Below are 13649 nucleotides of genomic sequence, written 5' to 3'. Positions count from 1 at the left end.
CGATCCTATTATAATGTCTGTAAATTAATCATAGGAATACTTTGTTGAAGGATTATTGTTTTGTACTTTCATTGGCGGAAAGTAATTAGTGCATCTTATACACCATTTTGGGAGGGGTAAAGTGCATTAATGCACGTTATATGGAATAAAAATAAACTAAGTGGGGATATTTAAAGATGTTAATGAGTGTATTCGATTTGCTAAATTAGCAATATTTAGATTTCCTAATTTAAGGGAACTTATAAGTAATACAGATTTCGAGAAGTGGGAATTAAAAATGAAAAGTTTTGATGATTTTCAAGAATTCCTTTTAGGAGAAAATACCAAATTGAATATTTTGAATACTTCTGTAATGCATGGATTTGGAATTGAAAAATCAAGAAAAGACTCTTTATTTGAACACTACAATAGACTGCTTAATAAAACAGAAAAATTTCTAACCATATTTCCAGAATTAAAGAATAATAGAAGTTTTAAGAATAAATTGATAAATCTTGAAACATTCAATTTTCTTGCGACCTTAAGCGAATTATCATTAGCATCAGAACTTAAAAACAATGGATATTCTGTTGGTTTTGAAAGTAAGTTTATACAGCAAAATAATGGAAAGAAAAAAGATATTGATATTTCTATTAGTGACGCCGAGGAAAATAAAATCCATATAGAGGTATATATGCCAAATAAGCAATTTGATATCTCTGAATTTTTCGACCCAAATCAAGATGATGATATTTTTATAAGCAAGATTAAGTATAAATTATTTGATAAGTTTGGTACAAATGGAGTCTCAGGACTAGATGGGCGAGTATTACTGGCAATTAACAAAGTGTTTTTTGATGCAATTCATATGAAAACAATAATACCATTTTTAAATAATGATGGTTCATTTTCTGAATTAACTAAGATTCTACCTATTGGCATTGATGGACTTTTATTATTTGAAGATGATTTCGGAAGTGATAATTCATTTGCATTCGATAAGATTTTATTAAAGAGTAATTAAAAAAGAACAAATTGATGAGTATCAGTAGAAAGAAAAAAGCTTTGGTGCAAAAAGCATTAGACCATGAATATTACAGATGCATGGATGCATATATTTCATTTAATTATTACTTAAGTAATCCATCAGGTAAAGACATTAAAAGAAACCGAATACTTTGCTACAATTCATATTCAGATTTTTTGGCTCATTTATATGAGTTTTATATTAAAATGATTGAAAGGAGTTCAATATTTCAAGAAACAGGGATATACGAGAATTATGAATCATTTAAATGCAAAGGTTCCTTAAAAAAGACGGATATAATAATAAAAGAGGAAGTCGAAAAATTATTAAGAAATAGAAAGAATAGAATAGAAAATGGATACAAAGATAATTTAGGATTTGATATTGTGTTCTATGACCAGAAAGTACCTAAAGAAATTGGACAACATTTAAGTTATATGAGACATAGAAGAAATCATGTTGACTCTAAAAGAATTTCTGATGATAAAATGTCGTTAGCAACTTTTTATCGGAAATATCATAATTTCATGGTCATTCTTTTTGAAGAATTAAGATGGATTTGGCAAGTTGATGAAGAAAGTTTTTACTGGGTAGATATTGAGGAGTTTGCTAAAGAGATTAAGAATTAAAGCAGTTTTCACGCGGTCATAAAACATCGGACTGATAGTGAGTGATTTGGACGAAATAATATTTAATAAACGGCTTAGCAGCTTGATAAGTTTGTGCTTCAAAATGCGCAACGTTTTATATACCCATCCGTTATGGGCAATAAAAAACAAAGAAGTGATACATAAATTAAGTTTAGAACTATCAAAAGAGCACCCATCCTATTTATGGGCGAAAAGACAATCAGATTCTGTAAATGCTTTAGGACATATTGGAACACATATTGATTGTTATACAGTTTCACCCAAAGAATCAGAATATGAATTAGAAGTGGAATTGATTAGATGCTTTAACTGTATGCCTGAAATTAATGAAATAGAAAAGAGGAATATTCGAGGTAAAGCATTAATTCTATATACAGACGTCTTAAATAAATTTGAATATGGTACAAAAGAATACGGTGAAGCAAATACTTTTCTATCAGAAACAGTTCTTGATTATATTTTGTCTTTAGAACCAAAATTTATTTTAATAGATTCTTGTGGTATTGGAAATCATGGCGATGAGCATATCAGGTTTGATAAGAAATGTGAAACAAATGGCTGTTTTGTTGTAGAAAACATTTTCATGAATCAGACTATTGCTGAATTAATAACCAATATCAGAATCAAAATAGACATTAGTAATCCTTCTACAGGAAAACCATGTCAAGTGTATGCAATTGCTAAATCATAAAAAGCGTATAGCATTGGATACATATCGCATGCAGCAGCCCCTGAGAATTGATAAGGAAAGGGAGAATTTTAACGATAGAACACTAAAGAACAAACCAATGGTTAAAGCGGCACGACGCTATACCCGCGAAACGTTACAGGCAATTATGAAAAAACTCATAATTTATACATTTTTAGTTATTTGTAGCACCTTCTCTTTTGGCCAAAGTTCAGAAAAAGTTAAACTTCAAGAGTGGATTAAAACAAACAATATTGTTTTTAACTCTCCGTCTAGTCCAGAAGGGTTTGAGCATTTCATTAATTGTAATGACATGCATGCTTATAGAAAAACGATAGGAGACACAATTATCATTTATTCACGAGGAAGTTCTGTAGCAGAGAACATCAAAACCTTAAAGAAAACCATAAAAAAAGAAAATTTCAATGTATTATGCTATCCTACACGGACCCAGAATAATGGGACCATAATTATTCAATACATGAGAAAGTGGACATTTCTTAAAAAAAATGAGGCTCTATATCTACTGGATGATTATGATAAGAGAAAAGATGATGAATTTGGAAAAATATTGACTGCTTGGATAGACAAAAAAATAACGGATTCCGAATTTCAAAAGCAAGTCAAAGAAAATGAAAACAAAGACTTTGGCTTCGTACCTCAATTTAAAATGATCTATTTCAAAGGGATATTCGATAATTCTAATGTGTATAAATTCAAAAAAAATCAAAATTTCAAAGAAGAAAAGGTGACACTATTAAGAACTTGGAATCACAGAAACAAAAAGTATTATAAAATAAACTTGAAGACATGGACTGCAGGTAAGTACGTTATTTCAGAGGATTTTGAATTTATTAACACTGAAATTTGTGAAGAATAACTGCCTGTAACAGCGGGTGCTATGTAATGCAGAAACCCACCGCTGCCGCAAGAATCCTTTCTTGTGGCTTACTGATAGGAAATAAATATCATGTAATATACTGCGATAAATAGAACGGTTGCCAACAAAAGTAACCATTTCACAACCAAGTAATATTTCAAAAAAATACGATAAAAGCCTTAAAAGTATGTGAGTTCACAAGCATTTAAGGCTTTATTTTTGATTTTGTTATTTCATCAGAATACACTATTTCATCCTCACAAAATTGCCTTTGGCAAATCCGCTTCCTTGCACAATGGAACATTTGGAAGCTTTTCCATTTCCTACGCTGGCATCGGTAATTTTGATTTCACCAATTTTGGTATCAACACTTCCCAACGAAATGCCTGTGTCAGGATCAATCAGATCTTCTCCTTTGCTGTAAACGGCAAATACATCACCAACTTGCAAACCATCTGCTTCTCCTGAGTTGATAAACACAACACCCCCTTTTTCGGTGATAACTTTGGCTTGCCAAGGAATGTTATTGGCGTTGTTATCTATCATGGCTACTACATCCTCAATGGCTTCGCGTGCTGCTTTTCCAACCAATGATTCATCAAAATCCTTTTGGTCCTTAAAAGCGAGTTTATTGGTTCTCAACTTTAGGCCTTTTGCCGATTTCTTTTTGCGAACGTTCTCAGCAGTAATAATTTCTCCTGTGTTTGTATTTACCATGCGAACATCAACACCAACAACAGCTTGCTGGTTCGATACACCAATTCCTAAACCTTTAACAGCACCGCCGGTTTCTCCTTTTTTGTAACCAAATTCTGATACCGATCCGATTACAGCAATCTCAACACCCAAAACCTGACCCATTTTTGCTGCACTTTGTTGGGTAACTCTACCAGACTGACCAAAATCTTGCTCATTCAGGATCCGATCAATTTCGGCACGTTCCATTACCCTGTAATTGCCTGATTTTACCAGTGCGGTGGTCAGCATATCACTTACTCCATCGCCAACTCCTTTGTTGTTCCACCATCTCCAACTTTTATCAGTTTTATCTTCAAACACAAAGACTGCAATTCGCTTTTTGATTTGTGGTTGTTGCGCTGATATTTTAAAAGCCATGAAAGAAAACAAGATCAGCAGAGCACCTATCTTGATTAGATTTCCGAATTTTTTCATTTTGGTTTAAGTTTAGTTAATATCTTAAAAATCAATAGATAAAGTAAGTTACGGAAATTTGAGGAGCTTGTAAAGGGGCTTCTTTTCGAATGTGGATTTGCCTATACATATGAATGGCATTTTTGAAGCAGATGTTTCTTTGCCGGGTATGAGCCTAAAAAGTAGGGTAATCCCTATGTAAGGAATGGGGATGCCCCTGTTTTAAGGACTTTCTTTTTCATATACTTTCATCAAGTCAAAAATTCAAAGGAATAAGAACAAAACTATTGATGTAAAAAAGATCTGTAAGTCTTGTATTTGCTGGCCTTTTCAAATGTTCTTGATAAGCAAGAAGATGTGTCTTGTTTTGGCTTCGGATAACTTGATCCTATAAATTTTATACAGAAAGAATATCTGTTGGTGAATTTGATCTTGTCCGATAGTTAATGATGACATGAAGTGTGCAACTATAAACTAATACATTATGAGTACAAACGATAAAATAAAGCAATTAACAGATAAGATTTATCTGGAAGGTATTGAAGAGGCAAAGAAAGAAGCAGAGGTAATTATCAGCAAAGCAAAAAAAGAAGCTGAGGGAATTATTGCATCTGCGAAAAAGATGGAAACAGAGCTTAGCAAGCAAATGCAAGAGAAAGCATCAGAAGTAAGAAAGAATACAGAATCGGAATTAAAATTGGCCGCTCGACAATTTACAAGCTCTTTAAAGCATCAAATCTCAAATGAAATTGTAAATGCCCAGGTTGAAACTACGGTACAGGAGGCATTTAAGGATAAAGATTTTGTGCAAAATATGATTCTTAGCATGCTTAACAAATGGAATCCCGAAAGTGCAGAATCAATGAGCGTTAATCTATTGCTTTCTAAGGATGATGAAGCAGACTTGACTAAGTTTTTTAATGAGAAGGCAAAAGAGATATTAAATGCCGGTTTGGAAATCAACTTTATACCAACCATAAAAAATGGATTTAAGATTGCGCCTAAAGACAGTAGTTACCACATTAACTTCACGGATGAGAGTTTTGAAAACTACTTTAAAAGCTATTTGAAAGACAAGACCAAGAAGTTGATTTTTGACTAATCTGTAGGAGTAGAATGTATATGGATTTTACATTATTTAAAAGAAGTTACTACTGCTTGATATCCGGACTTCCTGATTTGGTTCTTGAAAGAAAAAAGGCAGGGGATGGTGATTTAAGTCTGCAGTTTAAAAATGAAATTACAGAACAGCTTCATTCAAAGGATTATGATTTAGCGAAATTGTTGTACTTGCAATACGACAATAAGAACTTCCAGAATCTGCTTTTTAATGAAGAAGATGAATTTATTCCACTGGGGAATTATACCCAGGAATATTTAGAGCAGCAGATCAATGAGCCTACAAGTCTGCTTGAGTACATGCGTGATTTACTTAAGGAATTTAATAGGGAGATTGATCAGCAAAATGATTTGAATAAGCTACAGGAATTCTATTATGAGTATGTGCTGAAGACGAAGAACAAATTTCTGAAAGGGTGGTTTCTGTTTGATCTGAATATGAAGAATATTCTAACGGCTGTGAATTGTAAAAAGTACAATTACGAACTAAGGAAACATTTGATTTTCACTTTCCACAACCAATCATTGCTAAGCTATCTTTTGACAGATTATTCAAATTCGGAAGATTTATTGGAGCATGTTCCATATGCTGATGAAATCCTTCAGATTGCTGAATCTGATATGGACATCACTGAAAAGGAGAAGGAGTTGGATTTAATCAGATGGAAGTTTCTTGATGAGCAAACGCTGTTCAATTATTTTACGATTGAGAATATACTGGCCTATATCATCAAATGTGAGATGGTTGATCGTTGGATGAAAATTGATGACGAATCAGGCAAGGAGCTGTTTACCAAATTGATTCATAATCTTAAAAGTACTTATGAATCTCCGAAGAGTTTAGCTTGAGAAATAGCAGAACAGCTGAAAATTAGGAAGGTTTAAAAAATACAACTTACAATGAATACAAAAGGAAAGGTGGTTGGAATTATTGCCAATCTTGTGACGGTTAAGGTTGATGGACCAGTTTCGCAAAATGAGATTTGCTATATCCACACAAACGAGGTAAAACTAATGGCAGAGGTCATTAGAATCAGTAAGGAAAATACATATATACAGGTTTTTGAAAGCACCAGGGGACTTAAACCTGGAACCGAAGTGGTTTTTACCGGCCATATGCTGGAAGCGACTCTAGGACCGGGAATCCTATCTAAAATATATGATGGATTGCAGCACGATTTGAATAAAATGGATGGTGTGATGCTTCAGAAGGGAGATTACACCGCTGCTTTGGATGATGATAAACTTTGGGAGTTTACTCCTATTGCAAAAGAAGGCGATGCTGTTGTTGCTGCTTCATGGTTGGGTGAAGTTAAGGAAAACTGGATGCCGCATAAAATAATGGTTCCCTTTAAGTTTGAAGGCTCTTACACTGTAAAAAGCATTGTAGCGCAAGGGGAATATAAAATATATGATACCATTGCGGTATTGATAGACGCAGATGGGAATGAGATTCCGGTTTGTATGGTTCAGAAATGGCCTGTGAAACTGCCTATTAAATCTTATAGCGAAAAACCGCGTCCTTTCAAATTGATGGAAACAGGAGTTCGTGTAATCGATAGTTTAAATCCAATTGTAGAAGGTGGTACAGGCTTTATTCCAGGTCCTTTTGGAACAGGAAAAACTGTATTGCAGCATGCCCTTTCGAAACAAGCTGATGCTGATATGATTATTGTTGCAGCTTGTGGCGAACGTGCAAATGAGGTGGTTGAGATTTTTGCTGAATTCCCGGAATTAGAGGATCCAAGAACCGGAAGAAAGTTAATGGAGCGAACCACAATTATTGCAAATACTTCGAATATGCCTGTTGCTGCTCGTGAAGCTTCGGTTTATACGGCAATGACCATTGCAGAATATTATCGTTCCATGGGTTTAAAAATACTTTTACTTGCTGACTCTACTTCTCGTTGGGCTCAGGCTTTACGTGAAATGTCGAACAGGATGGAAGAGTTGCCTGGTCCGGATGCATTCCCTATGGATTTGCCTGCTATCATCTCTAATTTTTATGCACGTGCCGGTTTCGTGTTTTTAAATAATGGCAATTCGGGTTCGGTAACATTTGTAGGAACGGTTTCACCTGCTGGTGGTAACCTGAAAGAACCTGTGACCGAATCAACCAAAAAAGCAGCAAGATGTTTTTATGCCCTATCTCAGGAGAGAGCAGATAGAAAAAGATATCCGGCAATTGATGCTGTTGACAGTTATTCGAAATATATTGAATACCCGGAATTACAGGATTTTATAAAGGAAAATGTTTCTCCTGAGTGGGTTGATAATATACTTCAGGCTAAGAATATTTTGATTAAGGGGAGAGAAGCTTATGAGCAGATCAATATTCTTGGTGATGATGGTGTGCCAGTTGATTATCATGAGGAATTCTGGAAATCAGAAGTTATCGATTTTGTAATTCTACAGCAAGATGCATTTGATAAGATTGATGCTTCTTCTTCAATAGAAAGGCAGCAGTATATGATGAAGAAAGTTCTTGGAGTATACCATGCAAAATTCAATTTTGAGACCTTCGAAGAAGTTAATCCATACTTCAAGAGAATCATCAATGTTTGCAAACAGATGAACTACTCTGAATTTAAATCAGAATCATTTCAGAAATCCGAAAAAGAGCTTGAGGAAATCATCAGCGAGAAGATCATGATGAACTAATTAAGGTTGTGAATAAGTAACATTAATACAAGAAAATGGGAACAACAGCATTTCAAAAAATACACACAAAAATTGAACACATTACGAAAGCAACTTGTTCGTTACGCGCAGAAGGTGTTGGGTACGAGGAAATGGCTTCGGTTGATGGTCGGTTGGCTCAGGTAGTTAAAATTGAAGGAGATTTAATCACACTACAGATTTTTTCGGGAACGGAAGGAATTTCAACGGATGCAGAAGTAATATTTTTAGGGCATGCACCAAAATTAACCGTAGGTGAGGAATTGAGTGGAAGATTCTTTAACGCATATGGAGAACCAATAGACGGTGGCCCTGAAGTTGATGGGAAAGAAATTGAAATTGGAGGTCCTTCGGTTAATCCGGTTAGAAGAGAGCAACCTTCAGAATTGATTGCTACAGGAATTGCAGGTATCGATTTGAATAACACGTTAGTAACAGGACAGAAGATTCCATTCTTTGCAGATCCTGATCAGCCTTTTAATCAAGTTATGGCAATGGTAGCTTTGCGTGCCAAAGCGATAAGATTGTACTTGGAGGTATGGGACTAACCAATGATGATTACCTGTTCTTCAAGAATGTTTTTGAAAATGCAGGAGCACTGGATCGAATCACAAGTTTTGTAAATACTACTGATGATCCTCCTGTAGAGCGTTTGTTGGTGCCGGATATGGCCTTAACTGCTGCTGAATATTTTGCAGTTGAAGAAAACAAGAATGTACTGGTACTTTTAACGGATATGACTCTTTATGCAGATGCTTTAAGTATCGTATCCAACCGAATGGACCAAATTCCATCCAAGGATAGTATGCCTGGTTCGCTTTATAGTGACTTGGCAAGATTGTACGAGAAAGCAGTACAATTTCCTGAGGGAGGTTCCATTACCATTATTGCAGTAACTACCTTATCAGGCGGTGATATTACTCATGCAATTCCTGATAATACGGGATATATTACTGAAGGACAATTGTTCTTGAGAAGAGATACGGATATTGGAAAGGTAATCATTGATCCGTTCCGAAGCTTGTCAAGATTAAAGCAACTTGTTATTGGAAAAAAGACAAGAGAAGATCATCCTCAGGTAATGAATGCATCTATTCGTTTATATGCCGATGCCGCTAATGCAAAAACAAAGTTGGAAAATGGTTTTGATTTAACGGATTATGATGAGAGAACCATAAAGTTTGCAAAGAATTATTCAGAGAAACTCTTGGCTATAGATATTAACATTGATATAGACGAAATGACCAATACAGCATGGGATCTTTTAAACAGTCATTTTTCTGTTTCGGAGATTGGTATTAAAGCTGAGTTGGTAGAAAAATACGGAAATAGAAATGGCAATTAAATTTCAATACAATAAAACAGCTCTCCAAGGTCTTGATAAGCAACTTAAAATGAGAGAGAAGGCTCTTCCTGTGATAAAAAATAAGGAAACAGCCTTGCGTATTGAGGTGAAAAGAGCAAAAGCAAAGGTTAAAGATTTGGATGAGCAACTGTTGCATAAAATGGACGCTTACTCCATATCTCCAGGAATTTGGAACGAGTTCAATTCCAATTTGATTTCGATTGCAGATATCAAAACAAGTACAAAAAAAATAGCTGGGGTTAAAACTCCTGTTCTAGAGAAGGTAGATTTTCATATCGAGGATTACAGCTTGTTTGAAAACCCAAAGTGGTATGCCGAAGGAATCTGTATCCTGAAGAAATTAGGTGAAATTGTCTTGGAGCGAGAGTTTTATAATCGGAAAATGGAGTTGCTGAACTATGCCAGAAGAAAAACTACACAGAAAGTTAATCTTTACGAAAAGGTTCAAATTCCTGGTTATAATGATGCAATCAGAAAGATAAAACGATTTTTGGAGGATGAGGAAAACCTTTCAAAATCTTCGCAGAAAATAGTTAAGAATCGTCAACAAAAACAGGAGGCTGAATCATGATTGTTCCAATGCAAAAATACTCATTCCTTATTTATCACAAGGAATACAAAGATTTCTTGAAGGAACTGCAGGAGCTTGGAGTACTGCATGTAGTTGAAAAGGATAATATTAAAAAGGCAGAAGACGATGTTAAGCATCAATTCGTATCTGATATTGATTCTTTGATTCAATTCCTGCAAAAAAGAGAAATAGCTCAAGGAGTTGATTCCAATGATAAAGATGTACTTAAACTTGTTGAGGATGTAAAGCAGAAACAAAAGGATTTGGCTGCATTGCAACAAGAAATGGATGCTGCAAACAAAGAACTTGAAATTGCAAAACCATGGGGAGAGTTTTCTATGGAGAGCATTCAAAAGCTTAAGGAGCAGGATATTTATCTCAGATTTTACATCGGATCCAAGAAGAAGTTCGAGGAGATACTTCAAAGTAATCTTCCGGTAGAAATGATTTCTGAAAACAATGGTAAGGTTTACTTTATTCTTGTGCAGGAAGGAGTCGAGGAAATTACAATTGATGCTGAAGAGGTGAATATTCCTGGTTTTGGGATGACTGAAATAGAGAATACCATTAAGGAATTGGAATGCAAAATTGATCAAATCAATGAAGCTTTTGATGCTTATGCAGCAAGTTCTATTCCTCGTCTTGAAAAGAGTGAACAGGAGAATCTTCAATTGTTAAAAATCAATGAAGTAGTAAGTAATACATCTTTCGAGCTTGAAGAAAAATTAATGGTGCTGGAAGGTTGGGTTCCGGAAACATGCAAGACCGAGGTTGATGAATTTATAAAGAGAACAAAGGTCTTGCATTATTTAGATCAGGCAAGGTTAAAGGATAAAGTTCCAATACTATTAAAGAACAATCGCTTTAGTAAATTATTTGAGCCGGTAGGTGCAATGTTTTCTTTGCCATCCTATTCAGAATTGGATTTAACTGTATTCTTTGCACCATTTTTTATGTTGTTTTTTGGGTTTTGCCTGGGAGATGCAGGTTATGGACTTTTGTTTGTAATTGGTGCAGGATTGTACAAGTTCAAAGCCAAGAAAGAGGTAAAGCCATTTTTGTCTTTGATTCAGTTATTAGGCCTTGCCACCATAGTTTTTGGAACCATTTCAGGAACCTTATTTGGAGTCAACTTAATCGAAACAGAAATACCGCTAATTGCAGAATACAAATCATTATTTCTGAATCCTGATAAAATGTTTAATCTGGCACTCGGGTTGGGTGGAATACAAATCATTTACGGGTTATTTATTAAAGCAGCGAATCAGATCAAACAATATGGATTTGTTTATTCTTTAGCAACTTTTGGATGGTTAATTACTATTCTGGGAGGACTTGCCTATGCAGTTTTAACAGGTACAGACATCATATCTGAGAATAGTGTGCTCTTGTATTCTATTTTATCGATAGGAGGCTTCTTTATCTTGTTTTTTAGTGATCCTGAAGTAAATGTTTTCTCAAGAATAGGAAAAGGAGTTTGGGATGTATACTCAACGGTAACAGGCGTTTTTGGAGATCTTTTGTCGTATATCAGGCTTTTTGCATTAGGATTATCAAGTGCGATTCTTGGTTTTGTGATTAATGATATTGCGATGCAAATTTTAGGATCGTCTAAAATTTTAGGACCTGTGTTCTTTGTCATTTTCCTATTGATAGGCCATACTTTAAACATACTGATTTCCTCGCTTGGATCATTTGTTCACCCAATGCGTTTAACATTTGTAGAATTCTATAAGAATGCAGGATTTCAGGGTGGTGGTGAAGGGTATAAACCCTTTTCAAATAAACTGTAACAATCAAAATTAAAACGAATAATAATTAATATTTAAAAAGGAGAGATTTATTATGACTACAGCAATTATTCTAGCGTATGTTGGATTAGCTATAATGCTTATTTTTTCAGGAGTAGGAAGCGCAATTGGTGTTTCAAAAGGGGGAAATGCAACGGTTGGAGCATTGAAGAAAAAACCGGAAGGTTTTGGTAGTTTCCTGCTTTTAAGTGCATTACCAGGTACTCAAGGCTTGTACGGTTTTGCTGGTTTCTTTATCATTAATAGTTCAGGTGTAATTTCCGCTGACATGACAATGCTTCAAGCGGTTGCTATTTTAGCTGCGGGTTTAACTTTAGGCTTTGTAGGATTCTTTTCAGCTTTAAACCAAGGTGGTGTTACTTCTAATGGTATTGCAGGAATCGGATCAGGACATGACATTTTTGGTAAAACAATGGTATTGGCTGTATTCCCGGAATTGTATGCGATTATTGCATTTGCTGCAACATTCCTTATCAGTGCAGGATTGTAATCAAGTCTTACACAATAATATTCAGGCATTAATTTTTGGATCATTTAATTAACGCGCATATGCCTGTTGTGAGCCCGGACTATCATCCGGGCTCCTTAATTTTATAGAAACTGCTTGATTTCATGCTAAGGCTACAAAAAAAGAGACACCCAAAGGCATCTCTTTTCATTGATTGAAACATAGGTCTTATATAACATGCAGTGACCTATTGTACCAACAATTATGTATCGGTATTATCTTCTAGCTTGATCGATCAGTTTTAAGTCTGCCAATGCAATGGCAGTAGCAGCTTCAATAATCACTGGGATGCGAAGCGCAATACAGGCATCGTGGCGACCTTCAATCAGCAGTTCTTCTACCTTTCCTTTGGCAAAGTTCATGGTGTTCTGAGTTTTCCCAATTGATGAGGTTGGCTTGATGGCTACACGGAAAACCAATTCATTGCCATTGGTAATTCCACCATTGATACCACCTGCGTGATTGGTTTCTGTTTTTCCAGTTTCATCGATAAAGTTATCGTTGTGCTGGGAGCCTTTCATTTTAGCCGCTTCGAAACCCGAACCAAACTCAATGCCCTTGGTTGCTGGAATGGCAAAAATCAGATGGGAAATCATTGATTCAACCGAATCGAAAAATGGTTCTCCGTATCCGATAGGAAGATGGTTTGCTTTACACTCCACAATTCCTCCAATGGAATCATGTTCCAATAAAGCTTCCTCAATTGCAGCATCAAAATCGGTTCTACCACCTATTTCGGTAAGTTTGGCATCAATGCTAACATCTCCCAATATCTTTTTCGCTACTACACCAGCAGCTACAATTCCCAGGGTAATTCTACCCGAAAAGTGACCGCCTCCTGTGTAGTCGTTGTTCTTTCCAAATTTATGCTGCGCCACAAAATCGGCATGTCCCGGACGTGGACTATCCAATAAATTGCTGTAATCCTTCGATTGGGTATTCTTGTTTCTAAACAGGATGATTAATGGAGCTCCAGTAGTTTTCCCCTCAAAAGTTCCACTTAAAATGGCTGGTAAATCCTTCTCTATACGTGGTGTTGTTCCTCTTGCTCCAGATTTTCTGCGACCTAAATCGTGCATTAAATCTTCTTCTGTAAGAGGAATTCCTGCCGGACAACCGTCAATGGTAATTCCAACCCCTTTACCATGTGATTCACCAAATATGCTTAATCTGAATATTCTTCCGAAATTGTTCATGTTCTATGCTTCTTATGCTATGT

The 13649-nt window shown here is 35.4% G+C and carries 14 protein-coding genes; 12 read left to right on the top strand and 2 right to left on the bottom strand.

The features are described from left to right. The first annotated feature begins 160 nt into the window (after positions 1 to 160). The 4 genes from JCM15579_RS11635 to JCM15579_RS11620 are packed head-to-tail and all read left to right on the top strand — an operon-like array spanning position 161 to position 3224. A complete protein-coding gene (locus tag JCM15579_RS11635) occupies positions 161 to 1003 on the top strand; it encodes a hypothetical protein (RefSeq protein WP_054720276.1) in 843 nt (280 codons plus the stop codon). A gap of 14 nt (positions 1004 to 1017) precedes the next feature. Further along, entirely contained in the window at positions 1018 to 1635 is a 618-nt protein-coding gene (locus tag JCM15579_RS11630; RefSeq protein ID WP_054720273.1) for a hypothetical protein, read from the top strand. Between the two features lie 37 nt (positions 1636 to 1672). Further along, a complete protein-coding gene (locus tag JCM15579_RS11625; RefSeq protein WP_218186149.1) occupies positions 1673 to 2347 on the top strand; it encodes a hypothetical protein in 675 nt (224 codons plus the stop codon). A gap of 13 nt (positions 2348 to 2360) precedes the next feature. After that, positions 2361 to 3224 carry a hypothetical protein gene (locus tag JCM15579_RS11620; protein ID WP_157471446.1) on the top strand — a complete coding sequence of 288 codons (864 nt, stop codon included), beginning with the start codon at positions 2361 to 2363 and terminating at the stop codon, positions 3222 to 3224. A gap of 246 nt (positions 3225 to 3470) precedes the next feature. On the opposite strand, the gene JCM15579_RS11615 is transcribed toward JCM15579_RS11620, so the two are convergent. After that, positions 3471 to 4397: a CsgG/HfaB family protein gene (locus JCM15579_RS11615; RefSeq protein ID WP_054720270.1), complete on the bottom strand. Its 927-nt coding sequence runs from the start codon at positions 4395 to 4397 to the stop codon at positions 3471 to 3473. 463 nt (positions 4398 to 4860) lie between these two features. Between JCM15579_RS11615 and JCM15579_RS11610 the strand changes: the two genes are divergently transcribed. Genes JCM15579_RS11610 through JCM15579_RS11580 form a run of 8 tightly spaced genes read left to right on the top strand, consistent with a single transcriptional unit; the run spans position 4861 to position 12412 of the window. After that, complete coding sequence (locus JCM15579_RS11610) at positions 4861 to 5478, top strand: hypothetical protein (protein WP_054720268.1); 618 nt, start codon at positions 4861 to 4863, stop codon at positions 5476 to 5478. A 20-nt stretch (positions 5479 to 5498) separates the two neighbouring features. Then, positions 5499 to 6344: a DUF2764 family protein gene (locus JCM15579_RS11605; protein WP_172677421.1), complete on the top strand. Its 846-nt coding sequence runs from the start codon at positions 5499 to 5501 to the stop codon at positions 6342 to 6344. A gap of 51 nt (positions 6345 to 6395) precedes the next feature. Beyond that, the gene (locus tag JCM15579_RS11600) at positions 6396 to 8156 is read left to right on the top strand and encodes a V-type ATP synthase subunit A (RefSeq protein ID WP_054720264.1); all 1761 of its coding nucleotides are present in this window, start codon (positions 6396 to 6398) and stop codon (positions 8154 to 8156) included. 35 nt (positions 8157 to 8191) lie between these two features. Further along, entirely contained in the window at positions 8192 to 8722 is a 531-nt protein-coding gene (locus tag JCM15579_RS21470) for a hypothetical protein (RefSeq protein WP_245625881.1), read from the top strand. Beyond that, positions 8713 to 9519 (top strand): V-type ATP synthase subunit B, encoded by an 807-nt coding sequence (locus JCM15579_RS21465; RefSeq protein WP_245625880.1) that lies wholly within the window; start codon positions 8713 to 8715, stop codon positions 9517 to 9519. The genes JCM15579_RS21470 and JCM15579_RS21465 overlap by 10 nt, the downstream gene beginning before the upstream one ends. Further along, positions 9509 to 10111 carry a V-type ATP synthase subunit D gene (locus JCM15579_RS11590; protein WP_054720262.1) on the top strand — a complete coding sequence of 201 codons (603 nt, stop codon included), beginning with the start codon at positions 9509 to 9511 and terminating at the stop codon, positions 10109 to 10111. Before JCM15579_RS21465 ends, JCM15579_RS11590 begins: the two co-directional genes overlap by 11 nt. Then, a complete protein-coding gene (locus JCM15579_RS11585) occupies positions 10108 to 11904 on the top strand; it encodes a V-type ATP synthase subunit I (protein ID WP_054720259.1) in 1797 nt (598 codons plus the stop codon). Before JCM15579_RS11590 ends, JCM15579_RS11585 begins: the two co-directional genes overlap by 4 nt. 52 nt (positions 11905 to 11956) lie before the next feature. After that, a complete protein-coding gene (locus JCM15579_RS11580; RefSeq protein WP_054720257.1) occupies positions 11957 to 12412 on the top strand; it encodes an ATP synthase subunit C-like protein in 456 nt (151 codons plus the stop codon). A gap of 233 nt (positions 12413 to 12645) precedes the next feature. Here JCM15579_RS11580 and JCM15579_RS11575 read toward each other — a convergent pair whose 3' ends face one another. Beyond that, entirely contained in the window at positions 12646 to 13626 is a 981-nt protein-coding gene (locus tag JCM15579_RS11575) for a chorismate synthase (protein WP_054720255.1), read from the bottom strand. Positions 13627 to 13649: the final 23 nt, after the last annotated feature.

The sequence above is a fragment of the Marinifilum fragile JCM 15579 genome, from assembly GCF_001310955.1.
GTDB lineage: Bacteria > Bacteroidota > Bacteroidia > Bacteroidales > Marinifilaceae > Marinifilum > Marinifilum fragile.
This window is presented reverse-complemented; position numbering and strand designations above follow the sequence as displayed.

Excerpts from the sequence above, each read along its gene's own strand:
- JCM15579_RS11630 (WP_054720273.1), top strand. The coding sequence starts at position 1,018 with ATGAGTATCAGTAGAAAGAAAAAAGCTTTGGTGCAAAAAGCATTAGAC.
- JCM15579_RS11615 (WP_054720270.1), bottom strand. The coding sequence starts at position 4,397 with ATGAAAAAATTCGGAAATCTAATCAAGATAGGTGCTCTGCTGATCTTG.
- JCM15579_RS11610 (WP_054720268.1), top strand. The coding sequence starts at position 4,861 with ATGAGTACAAACGATAAAATAAAGCAATTAACAGATAAGATTTATCTG.
- JCM15579_RS11605 (WP_172677421.1), top strand. The coding sequence starts at position 5,499 with ATGGATTTTACATTATTTAAAAGAAGTTACTACTGCTTGATATCCGGA.
- JCM15579_RS11600 (WP_054720264.1), top strand. The coding sequence starts at position 6,396 with ATGAATACAAAAGGAAAGGTGGTTGGAATTATTGCCAATCTTGTGACG.
- JCM15579_RS21470 (WP_245625881.1), top strand. The coding sequence starts at position 8,192 with ATGGGAACAACAGCATTTCAAAAAATACACACAAAAATTGAACACATT.
- JCM15579_RS21465 (WP_245625880.1), top strand. The coding sequence starts at position 8,713 with ATGGGACTAACCAATGATGATTACCTGTTCTTCAAGAATGTTTTTGAA.
- JCM15579_RS11590 (WP_054720262.1), top strand. The coding sequence starts at position 9,509 with ATGGCAATTAAATTTCAATACAATAAAACAGCTCTCCAAGGTCTTGAT.
- JCM15579_RS11585 (WP_054720259.1), top strand. The coding sequence starts at position 10,108 with ATGATTGTTCCAATGCAAAAATACTCATTCCTTATTTATCACAAGGAA.
- JCM15579_RS11580 (WP_054720257.1), top strand. The coding sequence starts at position 11,957 with ATGACTACAGCAATTATTCTAGCGTATGTTGGATTAGCTATAATGCTT.
- JCM15579_RS11575 (WP_054720255.1), bottom strand. The coding sequence starts at position 13,626 with ATGAACAATTTCGGAAGAATATTCAGATTAAGCATATTTGGTGAATCA.